This is a genomic window from Symplocastrum torsivum (genome assembly GCF_059505465.1).
Window position 1 is genome coordinate 1 of sequence record NZ_JCACKQ010000037.1, and the last position, 21,693, is coordinate 21,693.

15 protein-coding genes are annotated in these 21,693 nt (G+C 48.3%); 8 read left to right on the forward strand and 7 right to left on the reverse strand.

What is annotated here, in order from left to right; all coding sequences use genetic code 11:
- Window positions 1–3,425, forward strand: a 3,425-nt coding sequence (locus AC5JL3_RS11845; protein ID WP_496074680.1) for a two-partner secretion domain-containing protein, incomplete at its 5' end; no start/stop codon positions are given.
- Between the two features lie 277 nt (window positions 3,426–3,702).
- Here the strand turns inward: AC5JL3_RS11845 and AC5JL3_RS11850 are convergent.
- Entirely contained in the window at window positions 3,703–4,317 is a 615-nt protein-coding gene (locus AC5JL3_RS11850) for a tyrosine-type recombinase/integrase (RefSeq protein ID WP_496074681.1), read from the reverse strand.
- Window positions 4,318–4,469: 152 nt separating this feature from the next.
- Between AC5JL3_RS11850 and AC5JL3_RS11855 the strand changes: the two genes are divergently transcribed.
- Window positions 4,470–5,222, forward strand: coding sequence for a ParA family protein (locus AC5JL3_RS11855; protein WP_496074682.1), 753 nt, complete (start codon window positions 4,470–4,472; stop codon window positions 5,220–5,222).
- Window positions 5,215–5,988: a hypothetical protein gene (locus tag AC5JL3_RS11860; RefSeq protein ID WP_496074683.1), complete on the forward strand. Its 774-nt coding sequence runs from the start codon at window positions 5,215–5,217 to the stop codon at window positions 5,986–5,988. The genes AC5JL3_RS11855 and AC5JL3_RS11860 overlap by 8 nt, the downstream gene beginning before the upstream one ends.
- 153 nt (window positions 5,989–6,141) lie before the next feature.
- On the opposite strand, the gene AC5JL3_RS11865 is transcribed toward AC5JL3_RS11860, so the two are convergent.
- Genes AC5JL3_RS11865 through AC5JL3_RS11885 form a run of 5 tightly spaced genes read right to left on the reverse strand, consistent with a single transcriptional unit; the run spans window position 6,142 to window position 11,274 of the window.
- Window positions 6,142–6,999 (reverse strand): DUF928 domain-containing protein, encoded by an 858-nt coding sequence (locus AC5JL3_RS11865; RefSeq protein WP_496074684.1) that lies wholly within the window; start codon window positions 6,997–6,999, stop codon window positions 6,142–6,144.
- A complete protein-coding gene (locus AC5JL3_RS11870) occupies window positions 6,992–9,385 on the reverse strand; it encodes a CHASE2 domain-containing protein (RefSeq protein ID WP_496074685.1) in 2,394 nt (797 codons plus the stop codon). Before AC5JL3_RS11870 ends, AC5JL3_RS11865 begins: the two co-directional genes overlap by 8 nt.
- A 20-nt stretch (window positions 9,386–9,405) precedes the next feature.
- A complete protein-coding gene (locus tag AC5JL3_RS11875) occupies window positions 9,406–10,347 on the reverse strand; it encodes a DUF1822 family protein (RefSeq protein ID WP_496074686.1) in 942 nt (313 codons plus the stop codon).
- Window positions 10,348–10,371: 24 nt separating this feature from the next.
- Window positions 10,372–11,016: a sigma-70 RNA polymerase sigma factor region 4 domain-containing protein gene (locus tag AC5JL3_RS11880; RefSeq protein WP_496074687.1), complete on the reverse strand. Its 645-nt coding sequence runs from the start codon at window positions 11,014–11,016 to the stop codon at window positions 10,372–10,374.
- Window positions 11,017–11,031: 15 nt separating this feature from the next.
- The gene (locus AC5JL3_RS11885; protein ID WP_496074688.1) at window positions 11,032–11,274 is read right to left on the reverse strand and encodes a hypothetical protein; all 243 of its coding nucleotides are present in this window, start codon (window positions 11,272–11,274) and stop codon (window positions 11,032–11,034) included.
- 204 nt (window positions 11,275–11,478) lie between these two features.
- Here AC5JL3_RS11885 and AC5JL3_RS11890 point away from each other — a divergent pair, with 204 nt between their 5' ends.
- Window positions 11,479–14,202, forward strand: coding sequence for a right-handed parallel beta-helix repeat-containing protein (locus AC5JL3_RS11890; RefSeq protein WP_496074689.1), 2,724 nt, complete (start codon window positions 11,479–11,481; stop codon window positions 14,200–14,202).
- Here AC5JL3_RS11890 and AC5JL3_RS11895 read toward each other — a convergent pair.
- Complete coding sequence (locus AC5JL3_RS11895) at window positions 14,199–14,354, reverse strand: hypothetical protein (protein ID WP_496074690.1); 156 nt, start codon at window positions 14,352–14,354, stop codon at window positions 14,199–14,201. The two genes, AC5JL3_RS11890 and AC5JL3_RS11895, sit on opposite strands and share 4 nt — an antisense overlap.
- Before the next feature lie 92 nt (window positions 14,355–14,446).
- Between AC5JL3_RS11895 and AC5JL3_RS11900 the strand changes: the two genes are divergently transcribed.
- From AC5JL3_RS11900 to AC5JL3_RS11915, 4 genes are all read left to right on the forward strand, one after another.
- Window positions 14,447–16,897 carry a two-partner secretion domain-containing protein gene (locus AC5JL3_RS11900; protein ID WP_496074691.1) on the forward strand — a complete coding sequence of 817 codons (2,451 nt, stop codon included), beginning with the start codon at window positions 14,447–14,449 and terminating at the stop codon, window positions 16,895–16,897.
- Between the two features lie 92 nt (window positions 16,898–16,989).
- Entirely contained in the window at window positions 16,990–19,635 is a 2,646-nt protein-coding gene (locus AC5JL3_RS11905) for a CHAT domain-containing protein (RefSeq protein WP_496074692.1), read from the forward strand.
- 335 nt (window positions 19,636–19,970) lie between these two features.
- Window positions 19,971–20,711, forward strand: a complete 741-nt coding sequence (locus AC5JL3_RS11910) for an MT-A70 family methyltransferase (protein ID WP_496074693.1) — start codon at window positions 19,971–19,973, stop codon at window positions 20,709–20,711.
- A gap of 95 nt (window positions 20,712–20,806) precedes the next feature.
- On the forward strand, window positions 20,807–21,625 hold the full coding sequence (locus AC5JL3_RS11915) for a hypothetical protein (RefSeq protein ID WP_496074694.1): 819 nt from the start codon (window positions 20,807–20,809) through the stop codon (window positions 21,623–21,625).
- Window positions 21,626–21,693 lie beyond the last annotated feature (68 nt).

Here is a 21,693-nt window from a genome sequence, read left to right on the forward strand (position 1 = left end):
AAGTAGTTGGAGATACAACACTCCCTACGGCAGAGAGATCGCTCGTTACAGGCAACCCCAACTTTCAGATTGATGGCGGAGCAAAGCGGGGTGGCAATCTGTTCCACAGCTTCCAGCAATTCTCCATCCCTACAGGGGGTTCAGCCTATTTCAACAATGCCGCTGATGTGCAAAACATTTTCAGCCGCATTACAGGTGGGTCGATTTCTAATATTGATGGATTAATTCGAGCCAATGGCACGGCTAATCTGTTTTTGCTCAATCCGAATGGGATTCTGTTTGGTCCGAATGCCTCCCTCAACATTGGCGGCTCCTTTGTGGCAACGACGGCGGATGCTCTCGGCTTTCCTACAGGTGAGGTGTTCAGCAGCGATGCCACACAACCCTTGCCGAGTCAGTTGCTCACCGTCAATCCCAATGCGTTTTTCTTTAACCAACTGATGCCCCAACCCATCACGGTGCAAGCTCGTTTTGACGACAGGGTTTTCACTGGTGATACCACTTATGTTACTTTTGATACCAGTATTAATGGCACCGGGTTGCACGTTCCTCCTGGACAAAACCTCATGCTGGTGGGTGGAGCGATTCAATTCAATAATGGAGAACCCTTCATTCCCCCAGATGATTCGAGTTATTACGATGGGGGCTGGTTGATTAGTCCGGGCAGCAATGCGGAGCTAGGAGCGGTCGGTGGGGTAGGAAGCGTTGGGTTATCGACAACTGGCTCAGATTGGCAATTGACGATACCGCCGCAAGTACCAAGAGCCGATGTGTCCTTGAGCAATGACAGTGGCATTTTTACGGTGGGAGTCGGTGGCAGTATTCGAGTGCTCGCCCGCGACATTGATATCCTCGACAGAAGTAACCTTGAGATGGGAATTCCCGGCGATTCGACGTTACCCGATGCCCAAACTGGAGAGATAGAGCTGAACGCAACGAACTCTATCACAATTAGCGATAGCGACGTGAAGAACAAATTGCATGGATATGGACAGGGAAATCTCGGCAGCATCAATCTGACGGCGGGCGATCACATTTTGATAGATCGCACTAAGCTAATGACTCAAGTGGATGGGTATGCTGTTGGCAATGCTGGCGATATTAACATCACCACGGGTTCGCTTTCGGTCACGGGTTTGGTCACAGAGTCGGTCGTGGATACGAGTGCGCTATCTACCGTCGCGTATGGACGGGGAAATTCAGGCAACATAAACATTAATGCCCGCGATACCATTTCTTTGGGTCAGGTTGACCCAATCTCAGGCTTTTTCCCGCAGGTATGGATACAGAGCCATATAGGAGGTATAGGTAACGCTGGCGATATTAACATCACCACGGGTTCTCTTTCGCTTACAGCCACTCGAGTGTTATCCTACAACTCTTTTGGAGATGGAGAAGGCAATGCAGGCAATATCACTATCAATGCCCGCGATACCGTTTCTCTCAGAGACTTCTCTCACCTGTTGTCTTGGGCAACGTATGGACAGGGAAATGCAGGCAGGGTAACCATTCATGCTGGCGATAGCGTCTCTCTTGATAGCGGTTCTAGTATCAATGCCTCGGTCTCAAACCAATACCTCCCAGGATCTGTTGTTCCTCGAGCAGACACTGTTGTCGGTGATGGTGGCGATATTGAGATCACGACAGGGTCGCTATTTCTCACCAATGGTGGTAACATCACTTCCCTCACAGGAGCACAGGGAAATGCAGGCAGTGTAACTATCAATGCTCGCGATCGGGTCTCTATTGAGGGTGATTTCTTTCTAGAGCCTCCCCCTGGGGTATGGGGTCCTAGAGCATATTACACCAGCGGTATCTTCACACAAGTGCTTTCAGACGATCTGTGGGGTCAACTCGAAGGTGGACGTGAGAGGACGGTATGGGGTCGAGGAGTGGGTGAAGGAGGAGATGTAAATATCACCACAGGCTCACTCTCTCTGACCAATGGGGGTGCCATTAATACCTCCACGCGGTGGCAGGGAAATGCGGGTCGCGTCACCATCAATGCTCGTGACTCAGTACACATTAGTGGCACAGCTCCAATTCGTCCCGACCTCGCCAGTGGGATAACAACCTCAGCCGAGTCACAAGCGATGGGAAGCGCAGGAGATGTCAGCCTCACCACAGGCTCACTCACCGTTGCTGACCAAGGCTCCATCACCACGGCGACACGGGGGCAAGGTGATGCTGGCAGTATCACAGTGAGTGCCGACACAGTTGGTTTGAGCCGTGGCGGGCGATTGGTCTCGACAACATCGAGTAACAGCCGGGCGGGTGACATCACACTGAACACACCTGACCTGCAACTTGCGGGTGCAACCAGTGGTTTGTTTACCGAAACCACCAGTGCTGGAGAGGCAGGGGACTTAACCATTCAACCCGGGAGCAACGAGCAAACCCTGCGGGTGAACTTGCAACAGGGGGCACAAATCTCGGCTTCAACGCGCGGCAGTGGGGATGGAGGAGACCTGACAATTACCGCTCCCGAGTCGATCGCGCTGACCGGAGATGGTTCTATCATCGCGGCTGAAACGGGCGGCGGTGGCACGGGTGGTAACTTAACGCTGCGAACGGGCAACCTCAGCATTCAAAATGGCGCACAAGTCAGCGTTAGTAGTTCCAGCACGGGTAGTGCAGGTTCTTTATTTGCCGATGCCGAGCGCATCTTTCTCAACAATGGGGGCAGAATTCGAGCCGACACGTCTGGGGGTGGGGGCAATATTAATTTGCGCTCGTCCTTGATTCTCTTACGCAACGGCAGCAACATCTCAACCAATGCAACTGGAGACAACATCCCTGGTGGGAATATTGCCATTGATACCCAGTTTCTGATTGCTGTGCCTAAGGAAGATAGCAATATTAGCGCCAATTCTCGGAATTTTCGGGGCGGGAATGTTAGCCTCAATGCCTATTCTATTTTTGGCATTCAACCGCGCCTGATACCCACCCCCCTAAGCGACATCACCGCGACCGGAGCGACTTCTGCCTTAGCTGGCACGCTCGATGTCACAACCGCAGCAATTGACCCAACGGCTGGGTTAGTGGCATTACCCACTGACTTTGTGAACGCATCAGGGTTAATTGCCCAAGGCTGTCCTGCCGATAAGGGTAACTTCTTCACGATCACAGGTCGAGGCGGATTGCCCCCCACACCGGAACAACAGCTAGACGATGATGCCCCATGGCTTGACCGCCGCCGACTAACAGTGCCTCAACAGACAACGACTCGACAAGATGAGAGCAATCAGCACTCACATGGCAGCAGTCACACGTTAGAGGGAAGAACAATCACCCGCGCCCCAATCGTAGAAGCAACCGGATGGCAAATTAGCCGCACTGGGCAAGTCATACTGGTTGCCAACCCATCTAGCCCAATGGTGCAAAATTCGTTAAGTCAGGCGCTCGCCTGTAACGGTAGGAGGTAAGCACTTAAGGGTTAACCAAAAACTGCACACTGCTACTGGCTCCGTGTACATAGCAAGAGCAGGGGGAGAGAAGATCTATCTTTGAACGCAACTTACAATAGGAAGCGAGCGCGGCTTTTATCCCTGATCTCCAGCTTCTTGAGTAACCACCTCAGGCTGTGCGGGTTCCTTGGATTGGCTGAAACCGGGATATCCACTTTTCCCGGTTCCCAATGTTTTGATTAACCTTCATCAACACAAGTGCAACGCTTCTCGCTGTGCCATCTGATTGGGTGAATCAAGGCTTTTTCGATTCAGTTGCCGATTGTTTGACCGATTGAGATGGGTTGTCGTCTAAGATGACTTTCCCGACATCTCCGATTACTGGCGACAGCATCGATAAACTTGCCGCCGCTCCCAACACCTGCTCGTCCTTCACCTCCAGGTACGCATTCAATTGTGCTAAGTCCCGATGTCCGGAGTAGGTGGCAATCACCTTTAACGGGATGCCCGCATTACTCATTTGAGTCAGGGCTGTGCGTCTAAATGAATGGGTACTCACGCCCTCAATTCCCACTATTGCACATGCCTTCCGCAAGACCCTGGCAGCGGAGTCGGGGTTGATGTGGGAGTGCTTGTCGTAGCGACCGGGGAATAAGTAGGGGTCAGAAGCTTCCGGGTAGTAGGTGACTAAGAAGGCTCTCAAGTCGGGAATGATGGGAATGGTTCGGGTTCCTAGTTGCCCCTTGGTTTGGCTTTTTCTAATCGTTAAGTGTGAGCGCACTCTGCCACTCTTGTCAAAAACGTCTTCTGTAAGAAGCGTGCAAACTTCATTAATTCTTGCTGCACTAAACAGTGCTGTGGCAAACAGACAGCGGTAAAAGGGATCTGGGAGACCCTCGTTAAATAACAACTGGATCTCTGTTTGAGTGAGTATTTTTCCCCTTCCATGCCTGTTTCGCTTCAACTACACGCACCTCACGCTTGGCACAGACATACCGCAGTGAGGGGTCGCGTGTCTAGGGGATGGGTTGAAAGCTACTATGAACGTGATACGATTCGCCCATGAACGAGCGATGCTTTGTAGCCGTAGCAGCGAGAAAGGGCGGTGTCGGGAAGACGGTAGTCGCCTGTGGATTAGCGTCGGCACTAGCTCATCAGGGGCGGCGAGTCTTGGTTATTGACCTCGATCCGCAGTCCAATGCGGCTTATGTTTTGGGAGTCGATCCGATCGCGCCTGGGACTGCCGAACTTTTGACTGGGGGTGCGGTGTCACCCTTAGAAGCAACTCAAGAGCTTCATGTACTTCCTGGGGGACCGGAATTGGGGAGTCAAAGGATTCAATCGCTTCATCCCGAAGAATTGGCAGAGGCGGTGATTAGCTTAAACTATGATGTTATCGTCTTCGATTGTCCTCCTGGCAATGAGTATCTGGAGCGGTTAGGTGTAGTTGCGGCTGATGTAGCGTTGGTTGTGACGAATGCTCATCCCCTTGCCGTCATCGGAGCCGAACGAGTCCTGGAAATTTTGGAGAGCTATCAGTTGAAGGGCAGGCGGGGTCCAGGGCGATGGGCGCTCGTCTTATCGCAAATCGATGCCCGACGCTCGTTGGACAAGCAAATTGCGCCTCAATTAGCTTTGAGATATCCGCAGATTCCACGGTTTGTGATTCCCCAAGACACTACACTCTCCCTGGCAGCGGCAGAACAGGTGCCGCTGATGGATTATGATGCCAATTGTCGTGGAGCCACTGAACTGGTAGCCCTCGCTCAATGGGTTCTAGACCCCGACTCATTCAAGGGAGCTAATAATGCCTAGACGACGCTCACGGACTGAAGTATGGGATGCCGCACACCAGACGGCAGAGCGACTGCATGACCAGGACGAAAAGGCAGCGGCGGTGGCCCAACGGGAGCGGACACAAGGTACGACGCTGCCCTTGGAGCAAATTTTGGACAGGGAAACAGATACCCGACCCTTGAAAGGTCAGCATGTTACTCAATTGGCGGAATCGATCGCGGTGTTGGGACTAATAGAGCCGTTGGTTGTCGATAATCGAGGACGCTTGTTGGCTGGGGGACATCGGAAAGCGGCGATCGCTTCTATCAGGGAAAATAATCCGGAAGCGTATGCTCAGCACTTTCCAGATGACTTGGTTCCCGTCAGAATGATGCCTTTCAATGCGGATGAAGACCCAGAGCAAGCACTACAAGTTGAAATTAGTGAAAACGAAAAACGACGGGACTATACCCCTAATGAAGTTCGCGCTTTAGCCGAACGATTACGATCTGCTGGGTATGTGGATACCCCCGGTCGTCCATCTAAAGAGGAGAAACGACTCCGACCCGCATTGGAAGTGATTGTGGGCAAGAGTTTGAGGAGTGTAAGGCGATATCTTACTGAAGGAAAACCTGTCCAAGTTGGACAGGTTTCTAAAAAAACAGCTCTGCGACAGGCTTTAAAGGCGCTGGAACAATGGATAAGCCTTCCCGACTCCGAAAAAAACACTCCGGCTGAAAAACAACTCACCAAGAAGCTGCCACAGCTATTAGAGCTGATTGAGAAAGCGCTCGCCTTAAAATAGAAGTCTTGACTACCGCGATCGCCTCTTCCTCTGAAGCTTGGGCAACAACCCAAAGGGTTCAACTGAAAGAGGTCTGTAGTGCTAAACGCTTCGGAGACCAGCATTCAGCTTTCTGAAGAAAATCGCGCCTCCCTTCCCAAAAATAGGTGATCGCTACTGCTGAGGAGAACAGCAAGGAACAAAGGACTCTGGGGCTAGCCTTTCCAAGCCAACAGACTGCAACAAACCTGCCCAGTTACTACGAAGTTGGTCATCCTGTGGAGCGGCACGGTGGAGTTCAGCAAGACCCGTTACAGCCTCATACCAAATCCCCTCAGTGGCATACAATGTAATGCGCTCCAGTGGGTTTGCTGACTCTAACTGCCGCTTCAGTTCAGGGCGTTCAACTCGTCGAACCGAACCATTTACAAAAACAAACTTATCTTTGTTTTGTGAATCACAATAAACGACAAAGTGCCAATCATAATTCTTGTCAGCGTCTAGAGAGGTTGTGGACGGAAGGTGAAAACTGACAATACCTGGTGATGTTCCCCTTCCCGGAATCTTGGTTTCGTAGATATAAGTTTCCCCCTCCTTCAGCACAAACTCTACAGAGTGTTCGGGCGTGAGTGTATAAGGCACGTAAAACAAAAAAGTGGGAGACTCGCTTACTGTTAACCCCACGCCAGTGTCGGGTACTAAGGCAGTCAGAGGGGGCTTATTCTCAACCAAACATTCGCCACGGCTTCCCCCACCTTCTCGCTTCCGAGGTCTGCCGTCCTCGTCAAAGCCAGGTACCGCTTCATTTGACACGGGTGGCGGGATGAAGCGTACTCCCCCTCCTTTTCGATTCAGAGGTATGCCATCCCCTGCAAAATTGTTTAACTGTTCTTGTCCGCGACTAGGAGCGTTATTGACAGGTCTAGGAGATTGTGCGCTCACTTGTAAGGGGTAAGCTATGGAACTGGCGAAGGTCAATGCGAATAGGCAACCCAGCGTAATGGGCTGAAAATGCAATCTTTTGTTAGTCATGATCGAAAATCAGATGTCTACTGCTGTTGTTGGTTCTGAAATGAAATACCCTGTAAGCCACAACGCTCCCCCCTGTAGCGGCTAAGACCAAAGCTGATGGAACGAGTGGCACCCATGCCCCTTGTAGCAAGAGGACAAAGCAGAGTCCATACAAGGTACTCAGTGCAACGCTACCAGCCAATCCCAAACTGAGTGGCGACTGGAATTGCCAAGCCAAAACTCCTCCCACGACTGCCCAACCCCAAATCCAGAGCATTTCGCCCCAAGCAGGCAACCACCACAGCAGTGGTCGTTCATCCAGAACAGCGCTAAGAATCTGACTGACCATGTGCGCTTGAATAATCACTCCTGGTGATTCTTGAGGCCACTGACCCGCACTGTAGGGTGTAGGAAAATAATCTTTAAAACTTTTGGCTGTCGTGCCAATCAGGACGATGCGATCGCTCACTAGATTGGGTAGTTCTGAGTCAAGCGAATTGCTCAAGAACTCGGTAAGAGTAACTTGCTGTGCAACTGAATTGCCACGGTAATTGAGTAGCACTTGGTAACCCAGTGAATCTAGATTCTGATAGCCACTCGTCTGAGGTTCGAGTTTCTTAAAAACGACAGAACCAATCTTCAAGTCCCCTTCCGAGGTTCTGTCAGATTGGATACCCTTTGCCGCAAGATAAGTCTGTGCGACTCGGAAACTGAAGGAGGTGTCTGTGACACAAAACGAGTCGGGGTCTGAAGCCATACCCAATAGCTGGCGACGGATGACTTTGTCGGGGTCAACCGGAACGTCACTAAAGCTGATGCGGGATTCGGGAACTCCCGCAGGGGGTCTAGTACCGGGGTGTTCGTCCGTGCCACCCACTTCACATACACCAATAAAGCGATCGTTCTTTTGTAGCTGGGTGTTTAAGTCTGGATAATTTGGGTCTACGGGAAAATCATGATAGATATCCAAGCCGATAACTTGCGGTTGATGCGGCTTTAATTTCTCCAACACTCTTGCAAGAGATCGATCTGATAGTGATGCCCCCCGCCTCTCCTTCGGGTTTTGGTTCTGAACATCTTTTTCAGTAACAGTAATTACCAAAAGACGTGGGTCTGGTTTTTCATCAGGTCGAAGTTGCACGAGTTGGTCGAATGCCTGTAATTCCCAGTTTTGGAGCTTCCCCAGTTTCCGGACTTCCATCACCAAGGTAGTGACTACCACACTCGCTAGAAGTACGCTGAGAAAGCCGCTCTTTCTTTTGGAAAAAATTAAGCGATTTTGTTGCTCAACTTTACTTCTTTTTGAATTGTGCTGATTGCCACTACAGCACTCTTGCCAGGTTGTTGGTTCAGCAGCAGGATTCTGACAGATGACGGGTAACCAAGTAGCGCAGGGATAGTCGTCTTCTAGTTTTTCCAGTCTTTCTCGTGCTTCTCGTACCGAAGCATAAAGAGACTGTCCATGCGAAAAGGCAAACAGAAAATGCCTCAAAAATTCTTGAGCGATCGCATCCGGTATCGGCTCTCGCATGACAATAACTTGTGGAATATGCAAATCAGCAAGCTCTTGCGCCAAACCCAAACCATCACAGGAGTTGAAAATTGCCAGCTTCAACCCTCGACTAATCGCTTTTTTGAGAGCATTCCTTAATTGCTCAAGCGTAATCGTATCTCTTTGATTGAGCTGAATTAGCCCTTTTTCCTTACTGGAACTATGACCTGCAAAGAACAGAATATCCCAGTCTTGCCAAAGCTGGTCATGTAACTCGTTTGGTGTTGGCTCTACTAAAAATTGAGTTTCTGCCTGCTCCGACAACTGCTCTAAAGAAGCCCGATCTTTCTCAATATCAATTCCTTTACTATTACCAAGAATCGCTAAAATTCTCGCTTTATTCCCTTTTTTTCGAGTCGGTAATGGGCTTAATCGTTGATACTCTGTATTACTCAGAGCAACTTCCGCTAAGGGATAATGCTCAAAGAAGTTCCACAAGTGCCAGGGCAGCCGCCGTAGGAGATTATCATTCGTTTCAATAATGACGCGAATTTCATCTAATGGGGCTAATTGGGTTCGTAATTGCTGGTCTATTTGGCGAAACGGTTCAGAGTTGAGCCATTCGTTAATTCTATTTTGTAACTGCTGGCATAAATCAGTGAAATCAATCTCGGAAACATTTGTTACATCTCCGGAGTCGATTTCAATTCGAGAATGCCATCCTAGACGACGGTAGAGAGCTTGATAAAGCAATTGCCAATATCTGTAGAGTTCAGAAATCTCTGGCGCTGCTGGTAAACGACCTGTAAACCGCATTGGGTTAGGGTTGTCCTGTTCCCAAAGTTGTGCTGTAACATCGGGAAAGCCGTTTGCTAAATTACCGTTTCCTAGGCTCAAGATAACTAACTTATTCATCTGCGTCTGAAGGTCAGTAGTCAGATGATAAAAGTTTCCTGCATACTGACAGTACCAAAAGCCACTTTAATTTTAAAACTTTCTCCAGGTTCACCTCGAAATCGCCTGAGTTGAATATAGTTATCTTGGCGTCTTGAGGACACTTCCTGGAGATTTTCTTCTGATTGGGAGAGCAAAGTTAACCTTAGGTTAGATGGCAAATGTGTTTCACCGTCTGCTGGATGAACTTGCACAACGATACCTACTTTTTGGTCAGCCTCCGGAGCAATTGCCACTAGCAGGACTACAGATTGGCTTCCTAGTTGCACTCCCAAGTCAATTAGTTTAGCTCGTTGAACACCAGCTTCACTTATATTAGTTCTAAAACTGAAGGTTAAGTTCTCTTGGTTTTTGCCTAAAAGTGCTTCGAGGGATTGCCAGCTTGCTTCAAAGATATTCTCGAACCATTGGCTAAGGTGTACGCCCAACTTTACAGGTTCAGATTGCTGGATGTGACGGAGGTGTTCTAGCAAATCTTCGAGCGATCTCAACTGGCTAATGAGTAACTCACCACTGCCTGCTGTTTCGCTAAATCCCAGTAACATTGCTTCTCGTAGTGATTCGTTAAGCTGTACAGCAACATAGCCAATGCGGTCTAACCATGCTTCCGGCGGAATGTGAATCACCTGAGTTTTTGGTAAGACTGGAATACACTCTAACTTACCTAATTTTTTGACCTCTAAATCCGCAACATCCATTAGGGAGTACATCACCGAGTTAAAACTATGACTCGTCTCCCAATCTGCCTCAATGCCCATGCAACGCAAGTAGAAATTCACGGCAGACACTGCCAATGTATTGAGATAAACCTGTTTAGCTTTTTGATGATCGCGTTGCTGTCTACAAAACTGCTCAGCTTTAGCGTGAACTGACAAGCTAAGGGGTACAGTAAAAGTTAAAGATTCTGATAGATTTTTCATCATTAATTACAATGATTTTCTCCTGTTCTAGGTGACATTATCAATACAATATTGCTTTAACTTTGAAGAAAATTTGTTTAAACATCGAGAATAAAAGCTACTAACTGTAGAAACTTTAATCTCTAAGTCTGCTGAAATCTCTTTCCATGATTGCCCTGAAATTCTACGCTTCACTAAGGCTTGAAAGTTAGCGGAGGGATAATTTTCTATGTGTTCTTTTTGAAAAATGTTTTCGGGGTCTGATTCTATACATTGTTGAAAGATTTCTGTAAGGCTTTCAGTCTCTTCCGGTGCGGCAAGATTATCCAATTCACTAAGGGTCATTACTCTAAAGTTCCGCTGGCTTAGGAGTTTTGGAATAGCTTCTCTAAAAAATCGCCGTGCTAGCAGAGTATTCACCCATGCCATCACACTTCCACGTTCTGGGTCATACTTGTCAATATTTTGGCAAACAAAAAGCAAGAGTTCCTGGAGTGCCTCATCATAAATATCTTGATAAACACCTGAAAATTGACCCTGTTGAGGACGGCAAAGTCTGCCAGATTGCAGAATTCCATTAACCAACTGCCTCAAAGCTAGCTGTCGCCCGTGAGTTAGTGGTGGGTGTTGCTGAGCAACAAGCGCTAGCTGTTTTAGCACCTCGTCTATTTCATCTTGCTCCGTCTTATGCATGTGAAATCTAAACGTTCATCGAGAACAGCTTGGAAGTTCTATCTCTTTCTCAGCCTCTATTCGTGAATTTTCTGCCAAATGTTGGCTTCCGTTACAAAACTTTTCAGAAAAGCGGAATTCCAACATTCTGAACTCCTTCAAGTCAAGGCAAAACCAGCTTTGTATAAACTTTTGTAAAAAAAGACAGCCTTTTGCAGCAAATTCGCGACCTGAACCTGACACAAAAGTAGAGCGATACATCAGTTGGTCTATATCCATCTCCTGCAAGCTACTACAAGTCCTTAAGCAAAGCTCATAGCTTTTGGTTGCTATGTCAGATATTACTGTCCTAATTGATGAAGGGTTGCAGAAGTTGCAGAACTCACTTAAAACGCATCTACTGACTTGTCAGGCTCAAACACCAAAGTTTTTCATAGTCTCGTTGCTAAGTTGAACTTCTTCAATAGATAATTCCTGAGATATATGAAAAAAGCAACAAGAATTGGGTTCATCAGTTTAGTACTAGCGACCACTATTAGTACCCCAGTTGCGGCGCAGTTAGAGGAGCAACAAACGCCACCATCCACATCAACAGAAACTGCCGCTGATTTAAGAATTACTCCTCGCCTTGGAATCGGACACACTACCTCTGGCGGTGGATTTGATGGCTTTACTCGCTTCGAGGGCTTTGTCCCGCTCCTCCAGAAACCGGGCAATAATCTTACCTTCATCGAAGGACGATTGCTGCTCGATAACGATGCGAACTTAGGTGGAAATATCCTGCTTGGATACCGCACTTATAACTCAAATTCCCGCAGGATTTGGGGCGGTTACATTGGTTACGACAATCGCCATACTGGCAACAATACCTTTAACCAAATTGGGTTGGGCGCAGAGAGTTTAGGAGAAATTTGGGACTTTCACGTCAATGCCTATCTGCCAATTGGAGACAATCGACAGGGAGTAGGCGATGTTTTGCTCCGAGAAAGCTTCTTTCGCGAAAACTTTTTAATTTTAGATCAACAGCGCAACCGAGAAGCCGCAATGGGCGGTTTTGATGTGGAAGCTGGGGCAAGAATTGCTCAACTCGGTAAAGAGGGTGATTTACGCGGTTATGGAGGGCTGTATTACTATAATGCCGAAGGCTCTCCGGAGACTTTAGGTTGGCGACTGAGATTACAAGCGCGTCCCACAGATTATCTAAATCTGGGCGTATCTTTGCAAAATGATGACCTGTTTGGTACAAATATTGTTTTCACTGTTGGCGCGACTTTTCCTGGAACCCGTCCCCAAGGTTCTATCAGTGAAGAAGAAAGTGTTGTGGCACGATTGGGAGAATCGGTGCAGCGCAACAACGCGATTGTCATCGACCATCAAGAGGAAGCAAATGAGGTAGCTGCCACTAATCCGGAGACGGATGAGCCTTACGTGTTCCAGCACGTCAACTTAGGGATAGCTGGGGGAGATGGCACGTTTGAGAATCCGGTTGGGACTGTCCAGGAGGGACTGGATCGAACTCTATCTGACGGTAACAATATCGTCTACGTGCAGTCTGGAACAAACTCTGGTATTCCCCCCTTCACAATTCCCGACCAAGTGCAGGTGCTATCCACGGGTCCGGTGCAGCGATTAGAGACAGTAGAATCAGATGTTGTCCAGTTACCACTATCAGGTGCTAGGGTGCTGCCTATCATCACTCCTAGTGCGGAAGCTTCGGTAACGATGGGCAACGAAACAACGCTTTCTGGGTTTGATATCCCCAATGCTGGTACTAGTGCTATTGAGGGGAGGAACATCAGTACTGTAAGCATTCGAGACAATGCGATCGCCAATTCCACTCAACGGGGTATCTTGCTCACTAACGTTACCGGGGAAGTCATGATTACCGATAACAGCATCGATACAACTGGCGGCATTGGTAATAGCGGATTCGTCCTCGAAAATACGACGGAGTCAGTTGATCTGACGATTGCCAGGAACCGGATTGCTAATACCACGAATAATGCTATTGGCATTGGTCTAACTAATACAGCCGAGGGAACAGCGAATATCTCCGACAACACGCTTTCTGGGAATCAGCTCAACGGCATTAGTGTCGGATTTGCTGATAGTGCCCAAGGGAGGTTCACCATCAACAACAACACAATTTCTAGCAGTGGCAATGTCGGTATCGCTGCCCAGACATTAGGTAATTCAATTTCGACGTTGACTATTAACAACAATACAGCTTCTGGCAATGGTGCTGAAGGCATCGGTGCTGGGATATCCGGTAATTCGACTTCGACGTTAACGATTAACAACAATACAGTTTCTGGCAATGGTGAAGAAGGCATCGTTGCGGAAATGTTAGGTAATTCAACTTCAACCCTGACGATTGACAACAACACAGTTTCTGGCAATAGCAATGTCGGCATCGGCATTAAGCCCCAGGAATTTACCACTTCGACAGCAACCATAGCCAACAACGCAGTTTCCAGCAATGGTACTGCTGGCATTGCTGCCGAAATGTTAGGTAATTCGACTTCGACGTTAACGATTGACAACAACACAGTTTCTGACAATGGAACTCTCGGTATCAGCATTAACCCCAATGAGTTTGCCACTTCGACAGCGACAATCACCAACAACACGGTTTCTGGCAATGGCATTAACGGTATCGATTCCCAGATGTTAGGTAATTCGACTTCAACACTGACGATTGACAACAACACAGTTTCTGACAATGGAACTCTCGGTATCGTTATTAATCCTAAGGAGTTTGCCACTTCGACAGCGACAATCACCAACAACACGCTTTCTGGCAATGGCTCTGACGGCATCACCACTGTCACAGAAGGCGACTCTTCCCTCCAGCTTTTGCTCGAAGGGAATTCTGCCACTGATAATGCTCGTTTTGGGCTTTCAATATTCGCCACCGAAAATTCTCAAATCTTCGCAAGTGTCCGGTTCAACACCATGACAGGTAATCCTGGCGAGAGCGACCCCCCGTTCCCTAACGGTTTCCTAGCGGAAACGGGGTCAGCAATTAATCTCTCTCCTACCTCTACTATTTGTTTAAACTTAAGCAATAACACGAGTGACAATGGCTTTGCGCTGAATCGCCTCGGTTCTCAAAGTACATTTCAAGCTGATACAACAGCAAATACTGGTGCGATCGCTGTATCAGTACGCCCCGTTGAGCCGCTTGGCGACTGTCCAGTTCCTTAAAATACTGTTAAGTAGGCAGGCTTGGGGTATATGCCTTCAAGGTTGAGAGATAACTTACCTTCATCAGGAATGAAAGCAACACATCTGCAAATCAGCATTATTAAAGCTACATAGAGAGCGATCGCCTTCTCCGCAATAATTTGTAACCGCATTCAGCGACTCTAAGCTTGAGTTGCCATCTAGCATTATGGGCATTGGCGGAAGTTGACTCAACTACTGCCTCTTTCTGTAGGAGGTGTCTAAGATGATTCCAAGCCATCGGAGGCGGTGCTGGCAGTTAGGGATAGCGGGTTGCTTAGCCATTGGTAGTGCGATCGCTTTTTCTGGAACTGGCACTTTTGCCCAGATCACTCCCGACTCTTCCTTAGGAACTGTAGTCACTCCTAACGGCACAACCTTTGACATTACAGAGGGGACACCTGTTGATAATACCAATCTGTTCCATAGTTTCAGTAGTTTTAGCATTCCCAACGGCGGCATTGCTGATTTCCTCAGCGATCCTGCGATCGCCAACATTCTAGCCAGAGTTACGGGTGGCTCTCCTTCTGATATTCAAGGGCTGATTCGAGCTGGAGGCAATGCCAATCTCTTCCTCATCAATCCCAATGGCATTATATTTGGGCAGAATGCTCAGCTAGATATTGGCGGTTCATTTGTCGCGACAACCGCTAATGCGATCGCATTTCCCGGTGGTGGTGAGTTTTCCTTAACTTCAGCGGTTTCCCCCAATAATTCCTTACTAACTGTCAATCCTTCGGCATTGCTGTTCAATTCAATTGCCGCCCAGCCGACTAATTCAATTGAAATCAGAGGAACTCTATCGGTTAATGAAAATCAAAGCTTGCTACTAGTTGGGGGTAATGTGTCTCCAACTGCCACTTCAACTGGGAAAATCTCGATTCAGGGAGGTACGTTGAACGCTCCAGGAGGTCGAGTGGAACTGGGAGGATTATTAGGAGTAGGAACCGTTGGGCTAAATGTTGATGGCAATGACCTGCGTTTAAGTTTTCCCGATGGCATCACGCGAACCGATGTATCTCTTACCGATGGTGCAAACGTGAATGTACGTGCTGGTGGTGGCGGGAGTATTGTCGTCAACGCCCAGAATTTGAATATGACAGGAGGAAGCCAACTTCAGGCGGGAATAAATTCACCGTTAGGGTTGCTTGAGAGCAAAGCGGGAGATATTGAAATTATTGCCTCAGATACCATCTCCTTGGATGGGGTCGGGAGCCATGGATCATCAAGTGGTGTATTCAGCACTGTGGAGCGTGAAGCTGTAGGCAATGGGGGGGACATCAACATCACAACAGAATCTCTTTTGCTGACAAATGGTGCTGTCGTGTCTGCTGAGACTTTTGCACAGGGGGATGGGGGTAGTATCAGGATTACTGCCTCGGATACCCTCTCCTTTGATGGGTTGGGGAGCAATGGATTATCGAGTGGGTTGTTGAGTGGCACCAGGACACCAGCCACGGGTGAGGGCGGTGATATCACAGTTACTACTAATGTCCTGCGCCTAGCGAATGGAGCCGTTTTAAGTGCGCGAACTTGGAACCCCTCTAGTGGCGGTAACATTACGGTTGATACCAACAACCTTGAGCTTAGTGGCGGCGGACAACTACTCACAACCGCCTACAGCAGTGGAGCCGCAGGTAACATCACTGTCAATGCAACTGACGGCATTACGATTTCTGGCTCTGACCCTACCTTCAATGAGCGACTTGCCCAACAGATTGATCCGTTAAGGCTCGATTTGCTCGATCAGGCTGACGCGGCTAGTGGGGTATTTGCTGATACAATTCAAATTCCTAATCTTGACCCCACAGGTGAGGGGGGAAACTTAAGGATTACGACTGAAGAGTTGATTGTCCGCGAGGGAGGTAAAGTCGCTGTGAGTACTGAAGGGTCAGGGGATGCAGGCGACCTTTGGATACAAGCTGATTCTATCCGTCTAGATACTGATGCACGCCTTGAGGCTGAAACCAGAAGCCAAAAGCCTGACAGCCCAGAGGGGCAGGGGAATATCACACTGCTCTCTCAGGAATTGGTGTTGCGTGGTGGCAGCAATATCACCACCAACGCCACTGGCACAGCTACTGGCGGCAATATTAGCATTGATACTGGTGTCATAGCCGCTTTAGAAGATAGCAACATCAGTGCCAATGCCGAAGATGCCTTCGGGGGTCGGGTCATTATCACCGCTCAAGGCATTTGGGGTACAGAATTCCGGGAAGAACCGACTCCCGAAAGTGACATCACAGCCACGTCTGAACTTGGATCTGAGTTCAGAGGGATTGTGGAAATCAATACACCTGATGTTGACCCTAGCCGTGGATTGGTGAACTTGCCAACTGCGCCAATTGAGACTGAGGTGGTACAGGCTTGTCAACCGAGTGAAGAAAATCAAGCTCAGAGCGAATTTGTGATCACGGGTCGTGGTGGCTTGCCGCCGAGTCCGAGTGAAGCGCTGAGTAGTGATGCCGTTGAGGTCGATTTGGTGACACTCAATCCTTCAGGCGAGAACCGCTCTAGTTCACCGGTTTCCACGAATCCGACTCGCTCCATACCAGCTCCGCTTGTAGAAGCTCAAGGGTGGGTGATCAATGGGAAAGGCGAGGTGGTTCTCGCTGCCGAAGTACCCAAGGGAATGCCCTACTCTCCTTGGAAAACATCAATTGCCTGCCCTTCGTGAACGTCCGAGAACATTTCGGTGTTGGCAACAAAGGGCATAGGTGACATCGTGCTAACTCAATATGAAGGTTTGCTCTTAGAGTCTTTTTCTTCATGGCAAGAAAACAACCTGTATTTTTTTCTCGTGTCAATCTCCTAAACCTCGCTCAGGCAGTAGCGAGTTTAACGTTTTTGGCTGGATTGGGCGTAGGGATAACACCCGCTTGGGCGCAGGTTCCGACAACTCCACCCCTCGTTCAAACTCTCCCTGATGCGCTGGAGTTGGATAAGCAGGGCAGAGACTTTTACGATACCGGGCAGTTCAACCAAGCAGTTAAAGTCTGGCAACAGGCAGCCACCACCTTTGAAGCACAAGGAGATAAACTCAGGCAAGCGATGACCTTGAGTAATCTCTCCTTGGCTTATCAGCAAATGGGAGAGTGGTCACTGGCAACTAAAATTGTTGAAGATAGCCTCAACCTTTTGCAGGTAGGGCAAAATCCAGCCAATTCAAAAGACCAATTGAAAGTTCTTGCCCAAGCCTTGGAGGTTCAAGGTCGTCTGCAATTGGCAAGAGGACAAGCCCAAGCGGCACAGAGTACTTGGCAAAAGGCAACTGACACTTATGCTCAAGTAGGCGATGATGTCGGTGTCATTCGTAGCCGCATCAACCAAACCCAAGCACTGCGTTCTTTGGGACTTTATCGTCGAGCCTTGAGTACCTTAACCGAGGTGGAGCAAACCCTTCAAAAGCAACCAGATTCCCCGCTCAAAGCGTCTGGATTGCGGAATCTTGGTAATGTTTTCCGGGTGGTCGGCAACTTAAAGAATTCTCAAGAGTTTTTGCAGCAAAGTCGGGAATTAGCAGAGAGATTGCGATCACCTCAAGACCTGAGTATGGCACTCTTTAGTATGGGCAATACGGCACGCGCTTCATATAGTCAATTCATCGCCATAGACAACCAAAAACAAGCCGAACTCAAAGCTCAAGAAGCTCTGGCGTTTTACCAACAAGCAATAACCACGGCTACCTCACCAACCACAAAACTACAAGCTCAACTGAATCAACTGAGCTTACTGGTAGATACTGAGCAAGTCAGTGCTGCCCAAACGTTGTTGCCTCAAATCCAGTCTCAGCTTACTAACTCACCCCCTAGTAGAACAGTCGTCTATGGCTGGATTGACCTAGCTCAAAGCTTAATGAAACTATCAGCCCTCAGCCCTCAATCCTCAGTTCCTCCTACTGACATTGCTCAGATGCTAGTAACTAGCCGCCAACAGGCGAAAAGCTTAGGAGATCGACGAGTCGAATCCTATGCCTTGGGTCATCTAGGAGAGTTGTACGAGATGAACGGGCAGGAGTCTGAGGCCATTGACCTCACACAGCAAGCCCTCAATCTTGCCCAGATGATTAATGCCCCAGAAATTACTAACAAGTGGCAGTGGCAGTTGGGACGCCTCCTCAAAGCGCAAGGCGATCGCACCAGTGCGATCGCCGCTTATACCGAAGCAGTCAATACTCTCAAGTCTCTCCGCAGCGATTTAGTCGCCATCAATCCCGATATCCAGTTCTCTTTTCGGGAAAGTGTCGAACCCGTCTATCGACAGTTAGTTGGTTTGCTCTTAGAGTCAGAAGGAGGCTCCCAACCGAGTCAAGACAATCTTAAGCAAGCCCGTGAAGTCATTGAATCTCTCCAATTAGCTGAACTCGACAACTTCTTTCGGGAAAACTGTTTGGATGTCAAGCAGCAGGTTGATCAAATTGACGAGAAAGCAGCCGTTATCTACCCAATTCTTCTGGATGATCGATTAGAAGTCATCCTTTCGCTGCCTGGTCAAAACCTGCGCCACTATGCGACTCCTGTGCCACCGCAGCAAGTTGAAAGCCTTGTGGAGGAACTGCGGCAAAATTTGCTATTACCTTACACTTCAGAAGCAGAGATTCAGCCTCAGGCTCAAAAGATATACAACTGGTTAATTCAACCTGCCCAGACAGCTATTGCTCAAAGTGGAATCGAAACTTTAGTGTTTGTCCTAGATGGACCCTTGCGGAACCTGCCGATGGCGGTTCTCTACGATGGCAAACAGTATTTAGTAGAAAAGTATAGTATTGCCCTAACACCAGGTTTGCAGCTTGTTGACCCTAGACCTTTGCCTCAAAGACAACTCAAGGCGTTAACCGCTGGACTGTCCGAATCACGCCGCAATTTTGCGCCACTAGAGTTCGTTGAGAGTGAATTAGAACAAATTAAGTCAGAAATCCCTAGCGACGTGCTGCTCAATCAGCAGTTTACCAGCACAACTCTCGACAATAAGATTAACTCGTCTCCTGTCCCTGTGGTACACCTTGCTACTCACGGTCAATTTAGTTCTCAAGCCGAAGAGACTTTTATCCTCGCTTGGGACAAACCAATTAACGTCAATGAGTTAGATCAGTTACTCCGAACCATCGAGCAAAGCCAGTCAGGCACACTTGAATTATTGGTTCTAAGTGCTTGTGAGACAGCAGCAGGAGACAAACGTGCTGCTTTAGGGCTTGCTGGAGTAGCGGTACGGGCTGGCGCACGCAGTACACTGGCTTCCTTGTGGTTAGTGGACGACGAGTCTACTGCTTTGCTCATGAGTCATTTTTACCAAGAGCTAAAAACTGGGGTATCAAAGGCAGAAGCCCTACGTCGCGCCCAATTAGTTCTTTTGCAGGGGAAGTATCAACATCCCCGCCTCTGGGCAGCTTTCGTTTTACTGGGCAATTGGTTGTAGCAAACAGTTGTGTGACAAAAACTAGCATCAAATTTGAGAAAGCTCTGTAGCCCCTCACTGTTGTCATCAAAGCTTTTTAGCTGCTTTGCAGAATACCGTGAATGAATTACCTTTTTCCATAACCTATTGAACCAGACAACAGCCCTAGCTGGTCTAAAGCCAAGCGCTTTTTGCTTTGTGTCTATTTCAGGAAATAGATACATTACTCGCTGCGGCTCGCCAGTTGGGTCACCTTAGTTACTATTAGTCACCACAGCCCAGTTTATTAGTCACCACAAAAGTTGGGTCATCTGAGTTATCATTAGTCACCACAGACACGTTATTAGTCACCACAAATGAGCTTTATTCGCAGCAAGAAAGTTGGGGAACACATTTATTACCAGGAAGTTGAGAATTATCGGGATGAATCCGGCAAGCATAAGCAGCGAGTTCTTAAGCATTTTGGGACTCAAGACCCCCGTTCCCAGAAGTACAGCGCCAGCGATAAAAGAGGGCTTCTAAAGCAATCTCTCCCCACAACAAGCTTAAAACCGTTTCCGCGTGGACCCTACTCACTCATTGTGGCTGACCCACCTTGGCAGTACACCCAGAGAGAAAAAGACCCGACACATCGAAATCGAACCCCTTACCCCAACATGATGGACAAGGAGATTTTAAGGTTACAAGTTGGAGAGATTGCTCTTAAGGATTCGTATCTATTACTTTGGGTCACCAACAATCACTTACCGCTGGGGTTCCGGTGTTTGGAGACCTGGGGCTTTGAATATAAAAGCATTTTTACTTGGGTTAAAGTGTCCAAAGACGGCAGTAAACCTCGCATTGGTGTTGGACACTATGGTCGCAACTGTACGGAACATTTCCTCGTCGCGACAAAAGGAAAACCTGGCTCATTTACTAAATTGGGCTTGCGAGATATTCCGAATGTAATCTTTTCACCGAGAACTGAGCATAGCCGTAAGCCAGAAGAGTTTTTTACGATTGCTAACCGCTTAGGCGAAGCGCTGGGAGGACAAAGAGTCGAGTTATTTGCTAGAGCCGCACGGTACGGATGGGAGGTGTGGGGCAATGAAGTTTAGCCCAAAAACTTACCAACACCGTGAAAGCGGAAGTCGTAGACAGCTAGGGCGGTATGTAAGTAGCATATGCAAGTAAGTTCTCACGCATCCTTTTCATGCCGAGTAATGGGTCAGACTCTACACCGGACGATGGCATCACAGCACCTGATGCCCTAGCCGCTGCTATGGAGTCCATCAACACGCTTTCGGTTTGGTTGAAAGATGCGGGATTAGATGAAAGTGCGATCGCTCATTTTAAATACAACGCCCTGGCTAAGAAATTTCCCGGTCTAGCAGACATTATTGAAGATGCAAAGAAACTAATCGGTTCTAGTGCCACCGTTCCAGAAGTCGGCATGACCGTATCAGAAGTGGCCCAACGATTGACATCTGAATTGGGACGTTCAATCAAAGCCGCACAAGTGAACCAGGCGTTGGTTGAGTTGGGTTTGCAGGTTCGTCCAGACAACGGCAAAAGAATCTGGCAGTTGACCGAGCTGGGGAAGGAATATGGCTTTAGTCGGTTAGCCACATCAAAGACAAATGATTGGTCGGGTCCACAAGTGACCTGGACCGAGGCGGTTATCCCAGTTCTCACTGATTACTTTGAGAAAGCCGTATCACTTGATCTTGCGTTAGGTCAGTCTAATGAAGACATTCCCACTCCGGTATCGAAGCCAGAGCAGGGTACGGAGCCAGAGTCCAAAAGTTGGATGGTACAAGAGCGCATCAAAGCCAGTAAGAAGAAGGTGACAGCTTCGCAGCGATTGCATATTGATATGGAAGCGGCTGAGGCATATAAGGAACGGCACGGGAAACCCCCAACTAAGGAACAAGTCAAAGGTAAGTACTATGATGTCTACCCTGCCGCCGATTTGGATTTGCTGGATGAGGCGATTGAGCGCGTACTAAAACGGTACGCAAAAAGCGGTTAGTGTGATGCTGTAGATGTCGGTTAATAGCGGAATCACGACAAGCCTTAATCATGTTTAAATAGCAATAC